Source organism: Providencia sp. PROV261 (genome assembly GCF_028477945.1).
GTDB lineage: Bacteria > Pseudomonadota > Gammaproteobacteria > Enterobacterales > Enterobacteriaceae > Providencia > Providencia stuartii.
Window position 1 is genome coordinate 155,934 of record NZ_JAMPMC010000010.1, and the last position, 17,504, is coordinate 173,437.

A 17,504-nucleotide genomic window follows, 5' to 3' on the forward strand; every position below is an offset into this window, starting at 1 on the left:
ATTTTACAGTAGCCCAGCGAATCTCAGGGCCTGCTCCACTTTTTGTTGGCCTGACTCTGTTAACGGTGTCATTGGTAACCGTAATGTAGCGTCAGCAATCAAGCCAAGACGGTGGCAGCCCCATTTCGCTGGAATTGGATTAGGCTCAACAAATAACTGATGATGCAGACCCATCAGACGTTTGTTTAATTCACGAGCCTCAGTATATTTGCCCGCAAGCGCTAAGTCACACATTTTTACCATTTGTGCGGCTGCAACGTTAGCTGTAACAGAAATAACGCCCTGACCACCCAACTGCATGAAGTCGAGTGCCGTTGCATCATCACCGGTGAGCAACACAAAATTATCATCAACCAGTTCTTTGATTTGGTGAACCCTTGCTAAGTTCCCTGTCGCCTCTTTAATTGAAACAATATTCGCCAATTTAGCCAAGCGACCTACCGTTTCAGGCAATAAGTCACAACCTGTACGTGATGGTACATTATAGAGAATTTGTGGCAAGCTCGTGTTTTCTGATATTGCTTTAAAATGCTGATACAACCCTTCTTGTGAAGGCCTATTATAATAAGGTGTGACTGTCAGACAAGCAACAACACCTGAATTTTCAAACTCTTTTGTCAGAGAGATAGCTTCTGCAGTGGCATTTGCGCCAGCTCCTGCAATGATGGGGATGCGTCCGTCTGCCAGTTCTAGAGTTGTATGCACCACTTCAACATGTTCTTTATGAGTTAAGGTGGCAGACTCACCCGTTGTCCCAACAGACACAATCGCAGAAGTGCCGCTCTCAACGTGGTAATCAACTAATCTTTTCAAACTTTGTTTATCCAAACGACCATTTGAATCCATTGGTGTAATTACCGCAACAATACTGCCAGTTAAAAATTGTTTATAGTTTGTGTTTGAGTGAGACATAGCTATACCCCCTAAATAGTTTAGTCTCCATGGTACTTTTTCATTTCAAAGAAGAAAACCACCCAACCACAGGTTTTTAATGAATTTTGTTAATACCGCTAGGATTAACTTAAATAGAAGTAATAATTCTCGATCATGACTCGCAAGAGTGAATCTGCCCTCTTGGCAGATTCTTATTTTTGTGGTTTCCTTACCATCATCACCAAGCAGATTTTGTGCTTGAAAACATTGAGCAAAAAAGCGAATCTGCAAATTAAAAAATAAGGAACAGACTTTGCCTAAGACTGAACAGCAATTTCTTGTAATTACTGCGCTGGGTACCGATCGTCCGGGCATTGTGAATACCATCACTCGATTGGTGAGTGAATGTGATTGCAACATCGAAGACAGCCGTTTAGCGATGTTTGGTAAAGAATTTACCTTTATTATGATGCTTTCGGGTAGTTGGAATGCGATTGCACAAATTGAGGCTATTTTGCCACTAAAAGGGGCTGAATTAGAGTTACTCATTGTGATGAAACGGACGCAGAGCGTACAGACGACAGATTACCCATCAACGGTAACCGTCAATGTCGTCGTCGATGATGCACCACGCATCGTAGAACAATTTACGAATTTATTTACAACCCAGCAATGTAATATCGCGGAGCTTGTGTCAAAAACACAGCCTGCAAGTAATGGTATGCCGGCGCAACTTGAAATACAAATCACGGCACATCATCCATTGGATGATAATGGCATAATTATAAAGAATAAATTTCAACAACTATGTACAATGCTCAACGCTAAAGGCAACATAAGCATTGTAAATAATCCCAAAATGCAGAGTTAACGGAGATATATGTAATGAACCCATTGAAAGCCGGTGATAAGGCGCCTCAATTCAGCCTTCCTGACCAAGATGGTGAAATCATCAATCTTTCAGATTATCAGGGTCAACGCGTATTAGTTTACTTCTACCCTAAAGCTATGACCCCAGGGTGTACCGTTCAGGCATGCGGCCTGCGCGACGAAATGGAGACACTAAGAGAAAAGGGTGTTGAAGTTTTAGGCATTAGCACAGATAAACCCGAAAAATTGTCTCGTTTCGCTGAAAAAGAGCTATTGAACTTCGCACTATTATCAGATGAAGATCATCAAGTATGTGAACAATTTGGTGTATGGGGTGAAAAACAATTCATGGGTAAAACTTATGACGGCATTCACCGCATTAGTTTTCTCATTGATGCAAATGGAACTATTGAACATGTATTCGATAATTTCAAAACAAGCAATCACCATGAAATTGTTCTCGAGTACATAAATACTCACGCTTAACATTTAATTTGATAGGGTTGTTTAGCTTTATGCAACCCTTCTCATCCCCCTTCCCTTTATATCTTTCATTACTGACTAACCTAAAAGCTAAAAGATTTTTAGTCATCTGATTGACTGAATCATTTGAGTTAAATGGCATACTGATGGTAATGAAAGGGAAGATAGAAAAGATAGCCAAATACAGGCTCAACTTAGACTTGTTGAACCTGTTTAGCCATTAATACTATTTGCTACCGTTGAAGCTGTTGTTGGTATAAACGGTAGTTTTCCTCATCGAAGCAAACAAAAATAACTTTCTTTGGCAAGCTATTGGCGGCGAGATAGTTAGCCACAGTTTCACAGGCAATCTGTGCCGCTAATGGCTTAGGAAAGCGATAAATGCCTGTACTGATATTGGGAAAAGCAATGGTTTCGATTTGATATTCGCTCGCCAACCTCAAACTAGATAAATACGCATTGGCTAAGATTTGCGCCTCTTCATGGGTTCCATCTTGCCAAACAGGCCCTACTGTATGGATAACATACTTAGCAGGTAACTTACCTGCGGTGGTGATCACCGCGTTTCCAGGCTTACAACTACCCTGTTTTGCTCTAATTTGCCGGCATTCATCAAGGATTGCACTACCACCCGCGCGATGAATCGCGCCATCAACGCCACTACCACCGAGTAAAGCACTATTCGCGGTATTAACAATCGCATCGACGGCAGTTTTCGTGATATCACCTTGCTGTAGTTCAATTTGAGTTTGCATTTCCCTCTCCATCATTCCAATTTTTGCTGACTCTCGGACGTATCCTCTGGCCACACATTGATAACAGCCTTAATCAGCGTTGCCAATGGAATAGCAAAGAAAACGCCCCAAAAACCCCATAAGCCACCAAAAATCACGACCGATAAAATAATCACTAACGGATGAAGGTTAACCGCTTCAGAAAAGAGTAATGGAACAAATAAATTACTATCTAACCCTTGAATAACAAGATAAACAATAATTAATGACCAAAAATCACTGCCAATTCCCCACTGGAATAGCGCCACCAATACTACCGGAATCGTCACAGCCACCGCACCAATATAGGGGATCAAGACTGAAACCCCAACCAGCACTGACAACAATACTGAATAGCGCAAATCAAAGTAAGCAAATCCAGCGTAGGTACAGACCCCGACAATCACCATTTCGGTCACTTTGCCGCGTAAATAGTTGGTGATTTGCTGATTCATCTCGACCCAAACTTTCCCCACCAACAAGCGGTTTCTTGGCAATACCTTTTGAACGCTACTGATAATTTTTTGTTTATCTTTTAATAAGAAAAACATCATTAAAGGCACGAGTACGGTATAAATTGCCAAGGTAAATACGCCAATGAGCGAGGCCACCGACATTTTAACCACCGATTCCGCCACTCCAGATAAACGGCTGCGGAGATTATCTGCCATCATATCGATAATACCCGCATCAACCAACGCTGGGTAACGCTCTGGTAATGTTTGCGCGAACTCGTTAAAACGCGTTACCATTTTAGGTAAGTCACCAACGAGATTGATCCCTTGTTGCCACGCCGTTGGTGCAATAATTAAAATAACCATGGCACTAATTCCAGCAAACAAGGTCAAAATAATACTGACTGCAACAACACGCGAGCAACCGATACGCTCAAGTAAGTGTGTTGGCCATTCAAGGAGATAAGCCAATACTATCGCGACCAATAAAGGGGCTAAGATATTGCTGAAGAAAAAGATGATACAGAAGCCGACAATGAGCAACGTAAACAGTGCAACAGCCTGTGGATCAGCAAAACGTCGCCGATACCATTGTAATAACATTTCCAGCATTTATTAGCTCCTTGGAAATTAATGCTTTAAAGACAGTTCCTAAATTATCGAAAATTATACCAATTAACAGACATTTCGGTAGCTTTTGCTATCATGGATTGATCTCAAAATTAATCGTTGTACGGGATGCAATTGTTTCATGAATAAAAAACTGAAAAATCCACTTCTAGTTTTATTGATAGCCGCGTGCGTCAACGGCGCTGTGCTCCCTGCTTACAGTGCCGTTGAGGACACACTTCCTGATATCGGTACGACAGCGGGTGGTACACTGAGCATCAATCAAGAAATTATTATGGGTGATGCTATCACTCGCCAGATCCGTGCCAGTACACCATTGATTTACGACCCACTGCTTAATCAATACATCAATAAGCTGGGGATGCGGTTAGTGAAAAGTGCCGACTCCGTGAGAACGCCCTTTAAATTCTATTTGGTGAATAACCCCAATATTAACGCCTATGCCTATTTTGGGGGTAATGTGGTGCTGCACTCCGCACTATTTCGCTATAGCCAAAATGAGAGCCAATTAGCTTCTGTCATGGCACACGAAATTTCTCACGTAACGCAGCGTCACTTAGCACGCATGATGGAAGACCAAAAAAGCACCACTCCCCTTGCGATTGCCGGTACGATTGGGTCGTTATTATTAGTTATGGCAAACCCACAAGCAGGGTTCGCCGCTTTAACGGGAACCATGGCAGGCGTCCAACAAGGAATGATCAGTTTTACTCAAGCCAACGAGCAAGAAGCAGACCGTATTGGCTTACAGACCTTAAGGCGAGCAGGTTTTGATCCTCACTCTATGGCCGACTTTATGCAAGTGATGTCAGATCAAACCCGCTATATGTCAAAACCCCCTGAAATATTGCTGACTCACCCACTACCAGATAGCCGTTTAGCGGATGCGCGTAACCGCTCTAATCAGTATCCAAAGGTTACCATACCTTCATCAGAAGACTTTATGCTAGCCCGTGTTCGTATTTTATCCATGTATACGTCAGGACAACAGCATGCATTAGATCAAATTCTGGATAATTATAGTCGAGGCACTCCTCAAGAAAGGATAGCGGCTGACTATGGTCGTGCTTTGAAGTTATCGCAAGATAAGAAATATGCCGAAGCGACCAAGATCATGAGCAACCTACTGGAAAAACAACCCGATAATCCTTGGTTTATCGATGTTATGACAGATTTGGATATTGAGCAAAATCGTGCAGCCCAAGCGGTGACTCGTTTACAAAATGCATTAAAAAAATCACCAAGCAACCCCGTATTACAAATCAACCTTGCCAACGCTTTAATTAACAATAAGCAGTATCAAACGGCTATTTCATTACTGAACAAATATACCTTCAATTATCCCGAGGATCCTAATGGTTGGGATCTGTTAGCTGAAGCCTCGGCGAAATCAGGTAAGCGTAATGAAGAGCTAGCCGCTTATGCAGAAGGTATGGCGCTTCGAGGTAACTATGATAACGCGATTAATTATCTCAGCGAAGCGAGTCGAAAAAGTCGTCTGGGAAGTTATGAGCAACAACGCTATGATGCTCGCATAGATGAGCTAAGAAAATTACAATTAAGAGACAGTAAAGCTAAACCGTAAGGAATGATGACCATGACGGATACAATTACCATTTATCATAACCCTCGTTGCTCTAAAAGCCGTGAAACGCTTGCATTATTAGAATCTAAAGGGGTCACACCAACAATCGTTGAGTATTTAAAAAATCCCCCTAGCGTTGCTGAAATCAAACGGTTATTAAAGGCATTAGGCTTCTCTGATGCACGGCAATTAATGCGTAGCAAAGAGGATATCTACAAAGAATTGGGTCTTGGAAACGACGCTTTAACGCAAGAGCAATTAATTCAAGCCATGCATGATAACCCAAAATTAATTGAGCGCCCTATTGTTGTCAAAGGGAAAACGGCAAAATTAGGTCGCCCGCCAGAGCAGGTTCTTGATGTTCTCTAATGGCTCAAAAAAAGGCAGTGGATCACTGCCTTTATAATTGGAGGATATCTTTAACAAACGGGATAGTCAGTTTGCGTTGTGCAACGATCGAGGCATGATCCAGTTTGTTCAAAATATCAAACAATGTTCCCATTTTTCTATCTAACCGTTTTAATACAAAACGGCATACATCTTCGGGTAATTCAAACCCTCGCATTCTTGCCCGCAATTGTAGCGCACAAATTTTATCTTCATCGCTAAGTGGATGGAGTTTATAAATCTGCCCCCAATCCAACCGAGAGGCTAAATCAGGCAGTGAGAGATCGATTTGTCTTGGTGGTCTATCACCGGTGATCAGCAAACAAGTTCGACCAATTTCTAAAATGCGATTATACAAATTGAAAACGGCCATTTCCCATTCAGGATCGCCTGCGATACATTGAATATTATCAATACAAACCAGTGAAAGGTGTTCCATCCCATCAAGGACTTCAGGTACAAAATAGGCACGCTTATCAAGCGGAACATAGCCCACGGCCATATCTTGTTCTGATAATTCAGCGCATGCGGCATGCAGTAGGTGACTCTTACCGCCCCCTTCACGAGACCAATAATAAATATAACTACCATGCGATTGGTTAATGGCGAGTTTAATAGCAGATAGCAACGCCTCATTTTCGCCTGCATAAAAGCTGGCAAACGTTTCGTCATCGGGTAGATACAGTGGTAGTGAAAGTTGCGATGGTGTGTTCAGAAGCACCTCTGACTGTGCAAAACAATTAACACTTGCAAGTTTACCATAAATTTCAAGCATAAATGAACAAGAAGAAACTTAATTGCCGATGCTTTCATCACATCGGCAATGAGACAACTGTTTTATTTCGTGGAATGTTTCGTATCAACTTCTTCGATATCTGAGGTTACAAACTGCTTTTCAGGACGAACAAAAGTGATAAAACGGAATAATAGTGCCATGACAATACCCACGATGGTTGCCAATGCCATGCCTTTCAATTCGGCTTGACCAATATGAATAACCGCACCACTAACACCAATAATCAAGATCACAGAGGTCAAGATCAAGTTTTGGGGTTTATTGTAGTCAACTTTAGAGTCGATTAGCACACGAATACCTGAAGCCCCGATCACCCCATAAAGCAGCAAAGACACCCCTCCCATCACAGGTACTGGCACTAACTGAATCGCCGCCGCTAATTTCCCCACACAAGAAAGTAAAATTGCGATGATTGCTGCCCCACCAATGACCCAAGAGCTATACACCTTAGTGATCGCCATTACACCAATATTTTCACCGTAGGTGGTATTAGGTGTTGAACCAAAGAACCCTGACAACACCGTAGAGAAACCGTTTGCAAACATTGAGCGATGTAAGCCAGGGTTTTTCAATAAGTCACGCTCAACAATATTTGCAGTTACCACCAAGTGGCCTACATGTTCAGCAATAACGACTAATGCGGCAGGTAGAATAGTCAAAATAGCGAACCATTCAAAACGTGGCGTATAAAACGTTGGAATTGCAAACCATGGTGCTTCAATAACAGGCGTAAAGTCCACAATGCCCATAAAATAGGATAAAGCGTAACCAACTAAGAAACCAATCAAAATAGGAATGATGGATAAGAACCCGCGGAACACGACAGCACACAAAATAGTCACTGACAGTGTTGTGATAGAAATAATTAACGTATTAGGATCTACCGCGACCCCTTCTTTTGGCAGTAACCCTGCCATACCGGCGGCCGTTTGAGCCAATTCGAGGCCAATAACCGCGACAATCGCTCCCATCGCAGCAGGAGGAAACATGACGTTAATCCAGCCTCGACCCGCCACCTTAACAATCAAGGCCACAATGCAAAACAGTATTCCGCAAATAATAAAGCCACCCAATGCAAGTTCATAACCGAGTGGTAGCAAAATCATGACTGGTGAAATAAAAGCAAAACTCGACCCTAAATAGGCAGGAATTTTCCCTTTACAAATAAATAAATAAAGTAAGGTGCCAATCCCATTGAACAGCAAAATAGTTGCTGGGTTAACACCAAACAAGATCGGTACAATTACAGTCGCGCCAAACATGGCAAACAGATGTTGAAAACTAAGCGGTATGGTTTGTAATAATGGTGGCCTTTCTTCAACACTAATTGCACGACGTGTCATTTCTTTTCATCCCCTTAATGTATTTTTATAATCAAAAAAAAGCCGACTTCTAAAGTCGGCTAATTATTATTTAGTACCAAATATCTTATCGCCAGCATCACCTAGCCCAGGAACAATATACCCGTGTTCATTTAAATATTGATCAATAGACGCGGTATATAGCTCAACATCTGGATGGGCAGCTTCTAATGCTGCAATTCCTTCAGGAGCAGCAACAAGTACGAGTACTTTAATAGATTTACAACCTGCGCCTTTTAATAGATCGATAGTTGCAATCATTGAACCACCCGTTGCTAACATTGGGTCAACAACCAACGCCATACGCTCATCAATGTTTGAAACTAATTTCTGGAAGTAAGAGACAGGTTTAAAGGTTTCTTCATCACGATAAACACCCACCACACTGATACGTGCGCTTGGAATGCTTTCTAAAACCCCGTTCATCATACCAATACCGGCACGAAGGATAGGTACGACAGTGATTTTTTTCCCTTTTATTTGCTCTATTTCTACAGGACCACACCAACCTTCAATGGTGACTTTCTCAGTTTCTAGGTCAGCGGTTGCTTCATAAGTCAGTAGGCTACCAACCTCTGAGGCCAGTTCACGAAAGCGTTTAGTGCTTATATCATGATCTCGCATCAGGCCGAGTTTATGTTTAACGAGAGGGTGTTTTACCTCAACGATCTTCATGGGATTCTCCTACTATTTTAGTCGCCAGCGCACAAAAAAATCGCGGAATTATAACTCTTTTTACAGAAGATGCCACTAGGCAGCGTTTGATTGATGTCAAAACAATCAGAAATAACCTATTTTTATTATTACACTGTAAGTATATCCACCACTATTTTATCTGTTTGATTGAACATGGCAGCAATATCAATGCCATGATAAATACGCACACCAATCTCAATTTAAGATTATAGATGTATCCCATTATTTTACCCTAATGTGATAGACATAAATTCTTGCCATAAAAAGCAGGAACCAGATAACGGCAATGCCTTATTTCCCACCAACCAAAATCCCCTCATTTTTTCATTCACAAAGCTATCGCAAACGTTTGCTTTGCCTGTTAGAATAGTATTTATTGAAGTTTATTTTCCGAAACGCAATTGCCTTGGGGGCCGTAGTGACTGATAAAACCTCTCTCAGCTATAAAGATGCCGGTGTTGACATTGATGCAGGTAACGCATTGGTTGATCGAATTAAAGGTGTAGTGAAAGAAACTCGCCGACCAGAAGTTATGGGAGGATTAGGCGGATTTGGCGCATTATGTTCCCTGCCACAAAAATACCGTGAGCCTGTTTTAGTTTCAGGTACAGATGGTGTAGGCACTAAACTACGCCTCGCGATGGACCTAAACCGTCATGACACTATCGGTATCGATTTAGTGGCGATGTGTGTTAATGACTTAATTGTCCAAGGTGCTGAGCCTCTATTTTTCCTTGATTACTACGCAACAGGTAAGCTAGATGTTGATACTGCCACCAGCGTGATCACAGGTATCGCAGAAGGTTGTAAACAATCAGGTTGTGCCCTCGTGGGGGGTGAAACCGCTGAAATGCCTGGCATGTACCATGGTGACGATTACGATGTAGCGGGTTTCTGCGTTGGTGTGGTCGAACGCGCCGAGATCATTGATGGTAGCAAAGTCAGTGCTGGTGATGCGCTGATCGCCCTCGCCTCAAGCGGTCCTCACTCTAACGGCTACTCTTTGATCCGCAAAATTTTAGAAGTCAGTCAAACTAACCCAGAGGTCACGCAACTGGAAGGCCAATCACTGGCAGATCACCTGTTAGCGCCTACACGTATTTACGTTAAAAATGTATTAGCGCTGATTGAAAAATGCGATATTCACGCCATCGCGCACATTACAGGTGGTGGTTTCTGGGAAAATATTCCTCGTGTATTACCTGAAAACACCCAAGCACAAATCGATGAAAATAGCTGGCAGTGGCCGGCGGTATTCAATTGGCTACAAACGGCGGGCAGCGTGACCACTCACGAAATGTATCGCACATTTAACTGTGGTGTCGGTATTATCATCGCGCTGCCACAAGCTGAAGTCGATGCGGCACTCACTTTACTTAATGGTTTAGGTGAAACCGCATGGCAGATAGGTACCATTGCTGAATTACCTGCTGGTGAAGAGCAGGTTGTTATCCGCTAATGAAAAAAATCGTCGTGCTTATCTCAGGCAGCGGCAGTAATTTACAGTCGCTGATGGATGCCACTTCGCATGATCTTCAAGCGCAAGTTGTGGCAGTGATCAGTAATCAACCTGAGGCTTACGGGCTTATTCGTGCGCAGAAGGCTGGGATCCCAGCCTTATCACTCAGCGCGAGCGCTTTTGCTAACCGCGAAGCATATGATGCTGCACTAATGGGGATGATTGACGAATATCAGCCTGATTTGGTTGTGTTAGCTGGATTTATGCGAATTTTGACTGCGGGCTTCGTTAAACACTATGCAGGAAGAATGCTCAATATCCACCCTTCTCTATTGCCTAAATATCCGGGCCTACACACCCATCGTAAAGCGATAGAAAACGGCGATAGCGAGCATGGAACATCAGTGCATTTTGTTACCGAGGAGTTGGATGGCGGCCCAGTGATCTTACAGGCCAAAGTTCCTATTTTCCCGGATGATACCGAAAAAGAGGTCATTGAGCGGGTAAAGGCGCAAGAGCACAATATTTACCCCCAAGTTGTGCAATGGTTCGTCAGTGGTCGTTTGGCCATGGTCGGCAACCATGCTTACTTAGATGGTCAGTGTTTACCGCCCCAAGGCTATGTAAATGAATAACACTTGGTTATTTCCACATTGATTTATGTTGAGGGCAAAGAGAAATCTCTGCCCTTTTTGCTGTTCACGAAAAGTCGCAGTATAAATAAAGTGCATTAATCTTCACCAGTTAGAAAGAGTCACTGCTTTGTGTCATTATTTTATCGTAAATTAGTGGTATCCTTATCAACTGAGAGTGAAAATAAATTTGCTCTGTTATTTATCGTGATGATCTGCAAAATCGATAATTAACTATCTACTTTTTAAACAAAACTGAGGTGTTATATGACGACCGGGCAAGTTCATCCGTTTAGGTTGCGCCCACTTGAACGTGAAGATTTAGCGTTTATCCACCAACTTGATAATAATGCCAGTGTTATGCGCTACTGGTTTGAAGAGCCTTATGAGGCTTTCGTCGAGCTGAGTGACCTTTATGATAAACATATTCATGACCAATCAGAGCGGCGTTTTATTGTTGAAAATGACAGTGAAAAAGTCGGCTTAGTTGAATTGGTGGAAATCGATTATGTTCACCGTCGTTCTGAGTTTCAGATCATCATCGCACCAAGCCATCAAGGCCACGGTTATGCAACTCGCGCTGCGAAATTGGCTATGGATTACGCTTTTTCTGTGCTCAATCTATATAAGCTTTACCTCATTGTAGATAAAGAAAATATCAAAGCTATCCACATTTATAATAAACTGGGCTTCCACACAGAAGGCGAACTAATTGACGAGTTTTTTGTCAACGGACGTTATCATACCGCGATCCGTATGTGCATTTTCCAGCACCAATATTTTGCGAGTAAAGCACAGTCAACGCATCCTGAAAGTGTTGTCAGCCCGCATGCGACCATCAAACAGCAAGTTTAGTGCTCTATCCTCGCGACGTTATTTGAGGTGCAACTAAACACAAGATAAATGTGTCGCCAGAGAAATACAGAAATCTGTAACTCATGCGAATAAAAATAGCCATAATATGGCGAAAACTTAAGGTGTGCTGTCGCTAGGTTATACACCTTTAAGTTTATGTATTTAGTACAATATGGAGCAACAATGTCCCAAGAACGCCTATACCACGAAAAAGAGTTAAGCTGGCTTGCTTTTAACGAACGCGTTTTACAAGAAGCAGCAGATAAGCGAAATCCTCTTATCGAGCGTATGCGCTTTTTGGGCATTTATTCCAATAACCTAGATGAATTCTACAAAGTCCGTTTTGCAGACGTGAAACGGCGTATCTTAATCAATGAGGAGCGTGGCTCCGCCAGCGGTGCACGCCACCTACTTAAGCGCATTCAAAATAAAGTAGCCAAGCAAGATCAAGAGTTCGACATTCTCTATAACGACCTTTTGCTTGAAATGGCGCGCAACCAAATTTTCTTAATTAACGAGCGGCAAATATCGCCCCGCCAACAAATTTGGTTACGTCAATACTTTCGCCAACATTTGCGCCAACACATTACCCCTATTTTGATTAATCCAGATACCAACCTAGTCGAGTTTCTCAAAGATGACTATACCTATCTGGCTGTTGAAATTATTAACGGCGGTAATGTGCAATATGCTCTGTTAGAGATCCCCTCTGACAAGGTGCCTCGGTTTGTCAATCTGCCACCGGAAATGCCCAAACGGCGCAAATCAATGGTGCTTATCGACAACATTTTGCGCTATACCTTGGATGAAATCTTCAAGGGCTTCTTTGATTATGATGAATTAAACGCTTATTCCATGAAAATGACCCGCGATGCGGAATATGACATCGCCACCGAAATGGAATCAAGCTTACTGGAAATCATGTCATCGACATTAAAACAGCGCTTAACCGCAGAGCCTGTCCGTTTTGTTTATCAGCGCGATATGCCTGATGAAATGGTTGCCGTCTTACGTGAAAAACTGGGATTATCCAATGATGACTCAGTTATTGCGGGCGGGCGTTACCACAATTTTAAAGATTTTATTAACTTCCCCAACGAAGGCAATAAAACCCTTTTAAACAAACCATTGCCACGATTACGCCACCGCTGGTTTGATAACTTCCGTAACGGTTTTGATGCCATTCGCGAACGCGATGTGCTGCTCTACTACCCTTATTACACCTTTGAGCACACGCTCGAGTTGCTCAGGCAAGCCTCATTTGATCCCAGCGTATTATCTATCAAGATCAATATTTATCGTGTGGCAAAAGATTCACGCATTATTGATTCGATGATCCATGCAGCCCATAACGGCAAAAAAGTCACTGTTGTGGTTGAATTACAGGCTCGATTCGATGAAGAAGCGAATATTCATTGGGCGAAACGGCTGACAGAGGCTGGGGTCCACGTCATTTTCTCGGCCCCGGGTCTGAAAATCCATGCGAAACTCTTTATTATTTCGCGAATGGAAGACGGCGAAATTATTCGTTATGCCCATATCGGTACAGGTAACTTTAATGAAAAAACCGCGCGCCTCTATACTGATTACTCGTTGTTAACAGCAAATGAACAGATCACCAATGAGGTTCGTCGGGTATTTAGCTTTATTGAAAACCCATATCGTCCTGTCACCTTTGATAATTTAATGGTTTCACCACAAAATACACGGATCCGCCTCAATGCGCTAATTGACCAAGAAATTGCTAATGCGCAAGCGGGGCTTCCCAGTGGGATCACCTTAAAAATTAATAATCTGGTTGATAAAGAACTGACTGATAAACTGTATGATGCTTCCAATGCGGGTGTTAAAATTCGTCTACTAGTAAGAGGGATGTGTTCACTTGTTGCAGGGCAACCGGGCTACAGTGAAAACATTCAAGTCACCAGTATTGTTGACCGCTTTTTGGAGCATGACCGCGTTTATGTCTTTACTAATGCGGGTGATGAAAAAGTCTTTATCTCCTCGGCAGATTGGATGACTCGAAATATTGATTACCGTATTGAAGTGGCGGTGCGCTTAGTCGATGACCGGCTCAAACAACGGGTTTTAGATATCCTTGAGCTCCAATTTAACGATACCGTCAAGGCACGTTATGTTGACAAAGATCTCAGTAATCATTATGTTCCCCGCGGTAATAAGCGCAAAATTCAGGCGCAACTTGCTATATACGACTATTTGAAATCACTCGAAACGCCTGAGACAAGGTCCTAACATACTATGCCATTAACTAATATATCGACGCCTAGGCCTCAAGAAATTGCGGCTATCGACCTTGGTTCTAACAGCTTTCATATGGTGATTGCACGTATTGTCAACGGTGCACTGCAAATCCTGACGCGTTTAAAAAAACGGGTACACCTTGCTGACGGATTAAGTGATACCAATGAGCTTAGTGAAGAAGCCATGGAACGCGGTTTGGCTTGCCTTGCGCTTTTTGCCGAACGCCTACAAGGTTTTACAGAAGAAAACGTCTGTATCGTAGGCACTCACTCTTTGCGTGTTGCAACCAATGTTGAAGAGTTTTTGAACCGTGCAAAAAAAATAATTCCCTATCCCATTGAAATTATTTCTGGGCAAGAAGAAGCACGTTTGATTTTTATGGGGGTGGAACACACCCAGCCTGAAAAAGGCCGTAAACTGGTAATAGATATTGGTGGTGGCTCAACAGAATTAGTCATTGGCGAGAAATTCGAACCATTATTAATTGATAGCCGCCGTATGGGGTGTGTCAGCTTTGCACGTAACTATTTTCCCAATGAAACCATTACGGCAGATAATTTCAACCGAGCCTACCTCACGGCCTGCTTAAAACTTGAGCAAACCGCCACAAAATTTAAGCGTATGCACTGGGATGTTGCCATGGGGGCATCAGGTACGATTAAAGCGGCTCATGCCGTGATTGTTGAAATGGGTGAGCGCGACGGCATCATTACGCGTGATCGGCTAGAAAAAATTAAGCAAATGGCGCTGAAATATAAAACCTTTTCGGCAGTGGATCTACCGGGTTTATCCGTTGAACGTAAACATGTTTTTGTGCCCGGATTAGCCATTTTATGTGCTGTCTTTGATACATTAGAGATTAAAGAGTTACGGCTCTCAGATGGCGCATTGCGTGAAGGGGTGCTTTATGAAATGGAAGGCCGTTTCCGTCATCAAGACATTCGCCAACGTACGGCACTTAGCCTTGCCGAGCATTATAATATCGATAGAGAGCAAGCTAGACGTGTATTAAAAACCATGGAGGAGCTGTATCACCAATGGAGCCAGCAAAATCCAAAGTTAGCCAACCCGCAACTTGAGTCTATCCTTATTTGGGCGGTTATGCTGCATGAGGTCGGTCTACATATCAACCAAAGTGGGTTACATCGCCACTCCGCCTATATTTTGCAAAATACTACGTTACCGGGGTTTAATCAGGAGCAACAGCTATTACTTGCAACACTGGTTCGTAACCATCGGCGTGCTATTAAATTTGATGATATCCCTAAATTTAATTTATATAAAAGAAAACAATTTTTACCCTTGATACAAATTTTACGCTTATCAATACTTCTGAATAATCAAAGACAATCAACAACTACCCCATCATCATTACGCTTAGAAACCGATGATGGCCACTGGACACTGTATCTACCTGCCCAGTATTTGACTCAGAATGCGTTGATGCAGCTCGATCTTGAGAAAGAAAGCGCTTACTGGGAGGATGTCCCTGGCTGGAAATTAGACATCCGCGAAGAGCCAAATTAGTTATAATATTAATACACTACATGGCGTTTTTTTGCACTACTCATAATGAATCGGTTTTCGCCCATTTGTTATAATTATTAATATTTATTTGGGTTAATGGACAATAAATGGCAAAATAAAGGTATTTATTTGTAAATGGACCCATAAAAGGTACAAAAGTGCCTATAAAGCTTTAAGGATTAAAATGTCACAAACTGCTTTTTCAACCGATGCGGTACAAACAATCAATCCGCACTCTCAAAAACTGGCCTATATCCGCCAGCAAATCCTAACACTATTTTTGGATGACGAGGAGTTCGTCCAAGCTCTGATTGAGCACGACCAACATGTTAGTTTGAGTGATAAAGCATTAAGTGAAAAAATCAATGCTGTAAAAGAATTATTGATTGACTTACATGCCGCGGATATCGCCGATATTTTAGAGATGTTGCCTTATGATGAACGTCTCGCACTTTGGCATCTGATCGATAACACCGAACGCGGTGAGGTGTTAGTCGAAGCTTCTGTCGCTGTTTGGGATAGCCTGATTAAGGATATGTCTGACAGGGAACTTCTACGCGCTGTTGCTAACCTACATGTTGATGAACAAGCGTATATTGCAGAGCATTTACCACAAGATACCATGCGTAGGTTATTGACCTACCTTGATCCAAGCTTACGAAGTCGTATTCGTGAAGTTCTGCAATATGCAAAAGACAGCGTCGGTCAAATGATGGATTTCGAATTTGTCACCGTACGTCCAAATGTCACGCTAAAAACCGTTCAACGCTATTTACGCCAGCGCGGTAAAATTCCAGAAGCAACAGATAAAATCTTTGTTGTCGACAATAATAACTATTTGCAGGGTGAATTACCTCTAACAACCATATTAACGCAATCCCCTGAGCGGATTGTGGCTGACGTGATGAAAACAGACACGGTCACTTTCTTGCCAGATGAAAAAGGCGAAGATGCAGCCAGTGCGTTCGAACGTTATGACTTGATCTCCGCCGCGGTGGTTGACAGCAGTGGTCTATTGATGGGTCGTTTAACCGTTGAAGATATCGTTGATAACTTAAATGAAGAAAACGATAACAGCATCCGTCGTATGGGGGGGTTAAGCCCTGAAGAAGACGTGTTCGCCCCTGTCGGTCAAGCCGTCAAAACGCGTTGGACATGGCTAGCCATCAACCTGTGTACTGCGTTCGTCGCATCACGGGTGATTGGGGTATTCGAAGATACCATTTCCCAATTGGTTGCCTTAGCCACCTTAATGCCTATTGTTGCAGGTATTGGGGGGAATACGGGTAACCAAACAATTACCATGATCGTACGTGCGATTGCGTTACACCAAATCCAAACCGGAAGCTTCTCATTCTTAATGCTCAGAGAGCTAGGCGTTGCCTTTATTAATGGTGTTGTTTGGGGGGGGATCATGGGGGTTATCACCTATTTCCTCTATGGCGACCTTGCAATGGGAGCCGTAATGACGCTCGCGATGATCTTAAACTTACTCATGGCGGCAATTATGGGGGTACTTATCCCTCTCATTATGCTTAAACTTGGTAAAGACCCTGCCATCGGCTCCAGTGTAATGATCACCGCTATCACTGACACAGGTGGTTTCTTTATCTTCTTAGGCTTAGCCACCCTGTTCTTGGTTTAACCGCCTACTTGGCATACCCAGAAAATAATACGCTGGGTATGCCTAATGATAATATTCCGCCCTTCTCGCCTTTGCCGACATATTTAGACTGAAAATTTCCTAAATAACGACTCAATGAATGCTATTTCATTTTTCAGCTATTTTTAATTTTCATTACTATTATTAAGATTATTAATTACGAATAATCAAATTAATAATTTGTTACTTTATCGATG

16 protein-coding genes are annotated in these 17,504 nt (G+C 42.5%); 10 read left to right on the plus strand and 6 right to left on the minus strand.

Features of this window, described 5'->3' with window-relative positions:
• Positions 1-3 precede the first annotated feature (3 nt).
• Positions 4-912: a 4-hydroxy-tetrahydrodipicolinate synthase gene (dapA, locus tag PR675_RS06650; RefSeq protein ID WP_004920614.1), complete on the minus strand. Its 909-nt coding sequence runs from the start codon at positions 910-912 to the stop codon at positions 4-6.
• Between the two features lie 274 nt (positions 913-1,186).
• On the opposite strand from dapA, the gene PR675_RS06655 reads away from it, so the two are divergent.
• Together PR675_RS06655 and bcp are read left to right on the plus strand one after the other, a co-directional pair.
• Entirely contained in the window at positions 1,187-1,744 is a 558-nt protein-coding gene (locus tag PR675_RS06655) for a glycine cleavage system transcriptional repressor (RefSeq protein ID WP_004920620.1), read from the plus strand.
• 14 nt (positions 1,745-1,758) lie between these two features.
• The gene (gene bcp / locus PR675_RS06660) at positions 1,759-2,229 is read left to right on the plus strand and encodes a thioredoxin-dependent thiol peroxidase (RefSeq protein WP_004920623.1); all 471 of its coding nucleotides are present in this window, start codon (positions 1,759-1,761) and stop codon (positions 2,227-2,229) included.
• A 230-nt stretch (positions 2,230-2,459) separates the two neighbouring features.
• On the opposite strand, the gene PR675_RS06665 is transcribed toward bcp, so the two are convergent.
• A complete protein-coding gene (locus PR675_RS06665; protein WP_060561075.1) occupies positions 2,460-2,981 on the minus strand; it encodes an O-acetyl-ADP-ribose deacetylase in 522 nt (173 codons plus the stop codon).
• A gap of 11 nt (positions 2,982-2,992) precedes the next feature.
• Positions 2,993-4,066 carry an AI-2E family transporter gene (locus tag PR675_RS06670; RefSeq protein WP_004920629.1) on the minus strand — a complete coding sequence of 358 codons (1,074 nt, stop codon included), beginning with the start codon at positions 4,064-4,066 and terminating at the stop codon, positions 2,993-2,995.
• A 139-nt stretch (positions 4,067-4,205) separates the two neighbouring features.
• On the opposite strand from PR675_RS06670, the gene PR675_RS06675 reads away from it, so the two are divergent.
• Both PR675_RS06675 and arsC read left to right on the plus strand, forming a co-directional pair.
• Complete coding sequence (locus PR675_RS06675) at positions 4,206-5,669, plus strand: beta-barrel assembly-enhancing protease (protein WP_004920633.1); 1,464 nt, start codon at positions 4,206-4,208, stop codon at positions 5,667-5,669.
• 12 nt (positions 5,670-5,681) lie between these two features.
• Complete coding sequence (arsC, locus tag PR675_RS06680) at positions 5,682-6,038, plus strand: arsenate reductase (glutaredoxin) (protein WP_014656124.1); 357 nt, start codon at positions 5,682-5,684, stop codon at positions 6,036-6,038.
• A gap of 31 nt (positions 6,039-6,069) precedes the next feature.
• Here arsC and hda read toward each other — a convergent pair whose 3' ends face one another.
• The 3 genes from hda to upp form a co-directional block, all read right to left on the minus strand.
• Positions 6,070-6,831 (minus strand): DnaA inactivator Hda, encoded by a 762-nt coding sequence (gene hda / locus PR675_RS06685; protein ID WP_004920642.1) that lies wholly within the window; start codon positions 6,829-6,831, stop codon positions 6,070-6,072.
• A 62-nt stretch (positions 6,832-6,893) separates the two neighbouring features.
• Positions 6,894-8,195, minus strand: a complete 1,302-nt coding sequence (uraA, locus tag PR675_RS06690; RefSeq protein ID WP_004920645.1) for a uracil permease — start codon at positions 8,193-8,195, stop codon at positions 6,894-6,896.
• A 66-nt stretch (positions 8,196-8,261) separates the two neighbouring features.
• Positions 8,262-8,888, minus strand: a complete 627-nt coding sequence (gene upp / locus PR675_RS06695) for a uracil phosphoribosyltransferase (RefSeq protein WP_004920648.1) — start codon at positions 8,886-8,888, stop codon at positions 8,262-8,264.
• Positions 8,889-9,327: 439 nt separating this feature from the next.
• On the opposite strand from upp, the gene purM reads away from it, so the two are divergent.
• The 6 genes from purM to mgtE all read left to right on the plus strand — a co-directional run bounded on the left by purM (position 9,328) and on the right by mgtE (position 17,289).
• Positions 9,328-10,368 (plus strand): phosphoribosylformylglycinamidine cyclo-ligase, encoded by a 1,041-nt coding sequence (gene purM / locus PR675_RS06700; RefSeq protein WP_036940555.1) that lies wholly within the window; start codon positions 9,328-9,330, stop codon positions 10,366-10,368.
• Complete coding sequence (purN, locus tag PR675_RS06705) at positions 10,368-11,003, plus strand: phosphoribosylglycinamide formyltransferase (protein ID WP_004920661.1); 636 nt, start codon at positions 10,368-10,370, stop codon at positions 11,001-11,003. The genes purM and purN overlap by 1 nt, the downstream gene beginning before the upstream one ends.
• Positions 11,004-11,267: 264 nt before the next feature.
• Positions 11,268-11,855, plus strand: a complete 588-nt coding sequence (gene speG / locus PR675_RS06710; protein WP_004920666.1) for a spermidine N1-acetyltransferase — start codon at positions 11,268-11,270, stop codon at positions 11,853-11,855.
• Positions 11,856-12,038: 183 nt separating this feature from the next.
• A complete protein-coding gene (gene ppk1 / locus PR675_RS06715; protein WP_014656128.1) occupies positions 12,039-14,108 on the plus strand; it encodes a polyphosphate kinase 1 in 2,070 nt (689 codons plus the stop codon).
• 6 nt (positions 14,109-14,114) lie between these two features.
• On the plus strand, positions 14,115-15,644 hold the full coding sequence (gene ppx, locus PR675_RS06720) for an exopolyphosphatase (protein WP_004920671.1): 1,530 nt from the start codon (positions 14,115-14,117) through the stop codon (positions 15,642-15,644).
• Between the two features lie 184 nt (positions 15,645-15,828).
• A complete protein-coding gene (gene mgtE / locus PR675_RS06725; RefSeq protein WP_004920674.1) occupies positions 15,829-17,289 on the plus strand; it encodes a magnesium transporter in 1,461 nt (486 codons plus the stop codon).
• Positions 17,290-17,504 lie beyond the last annotated feature (215 nt).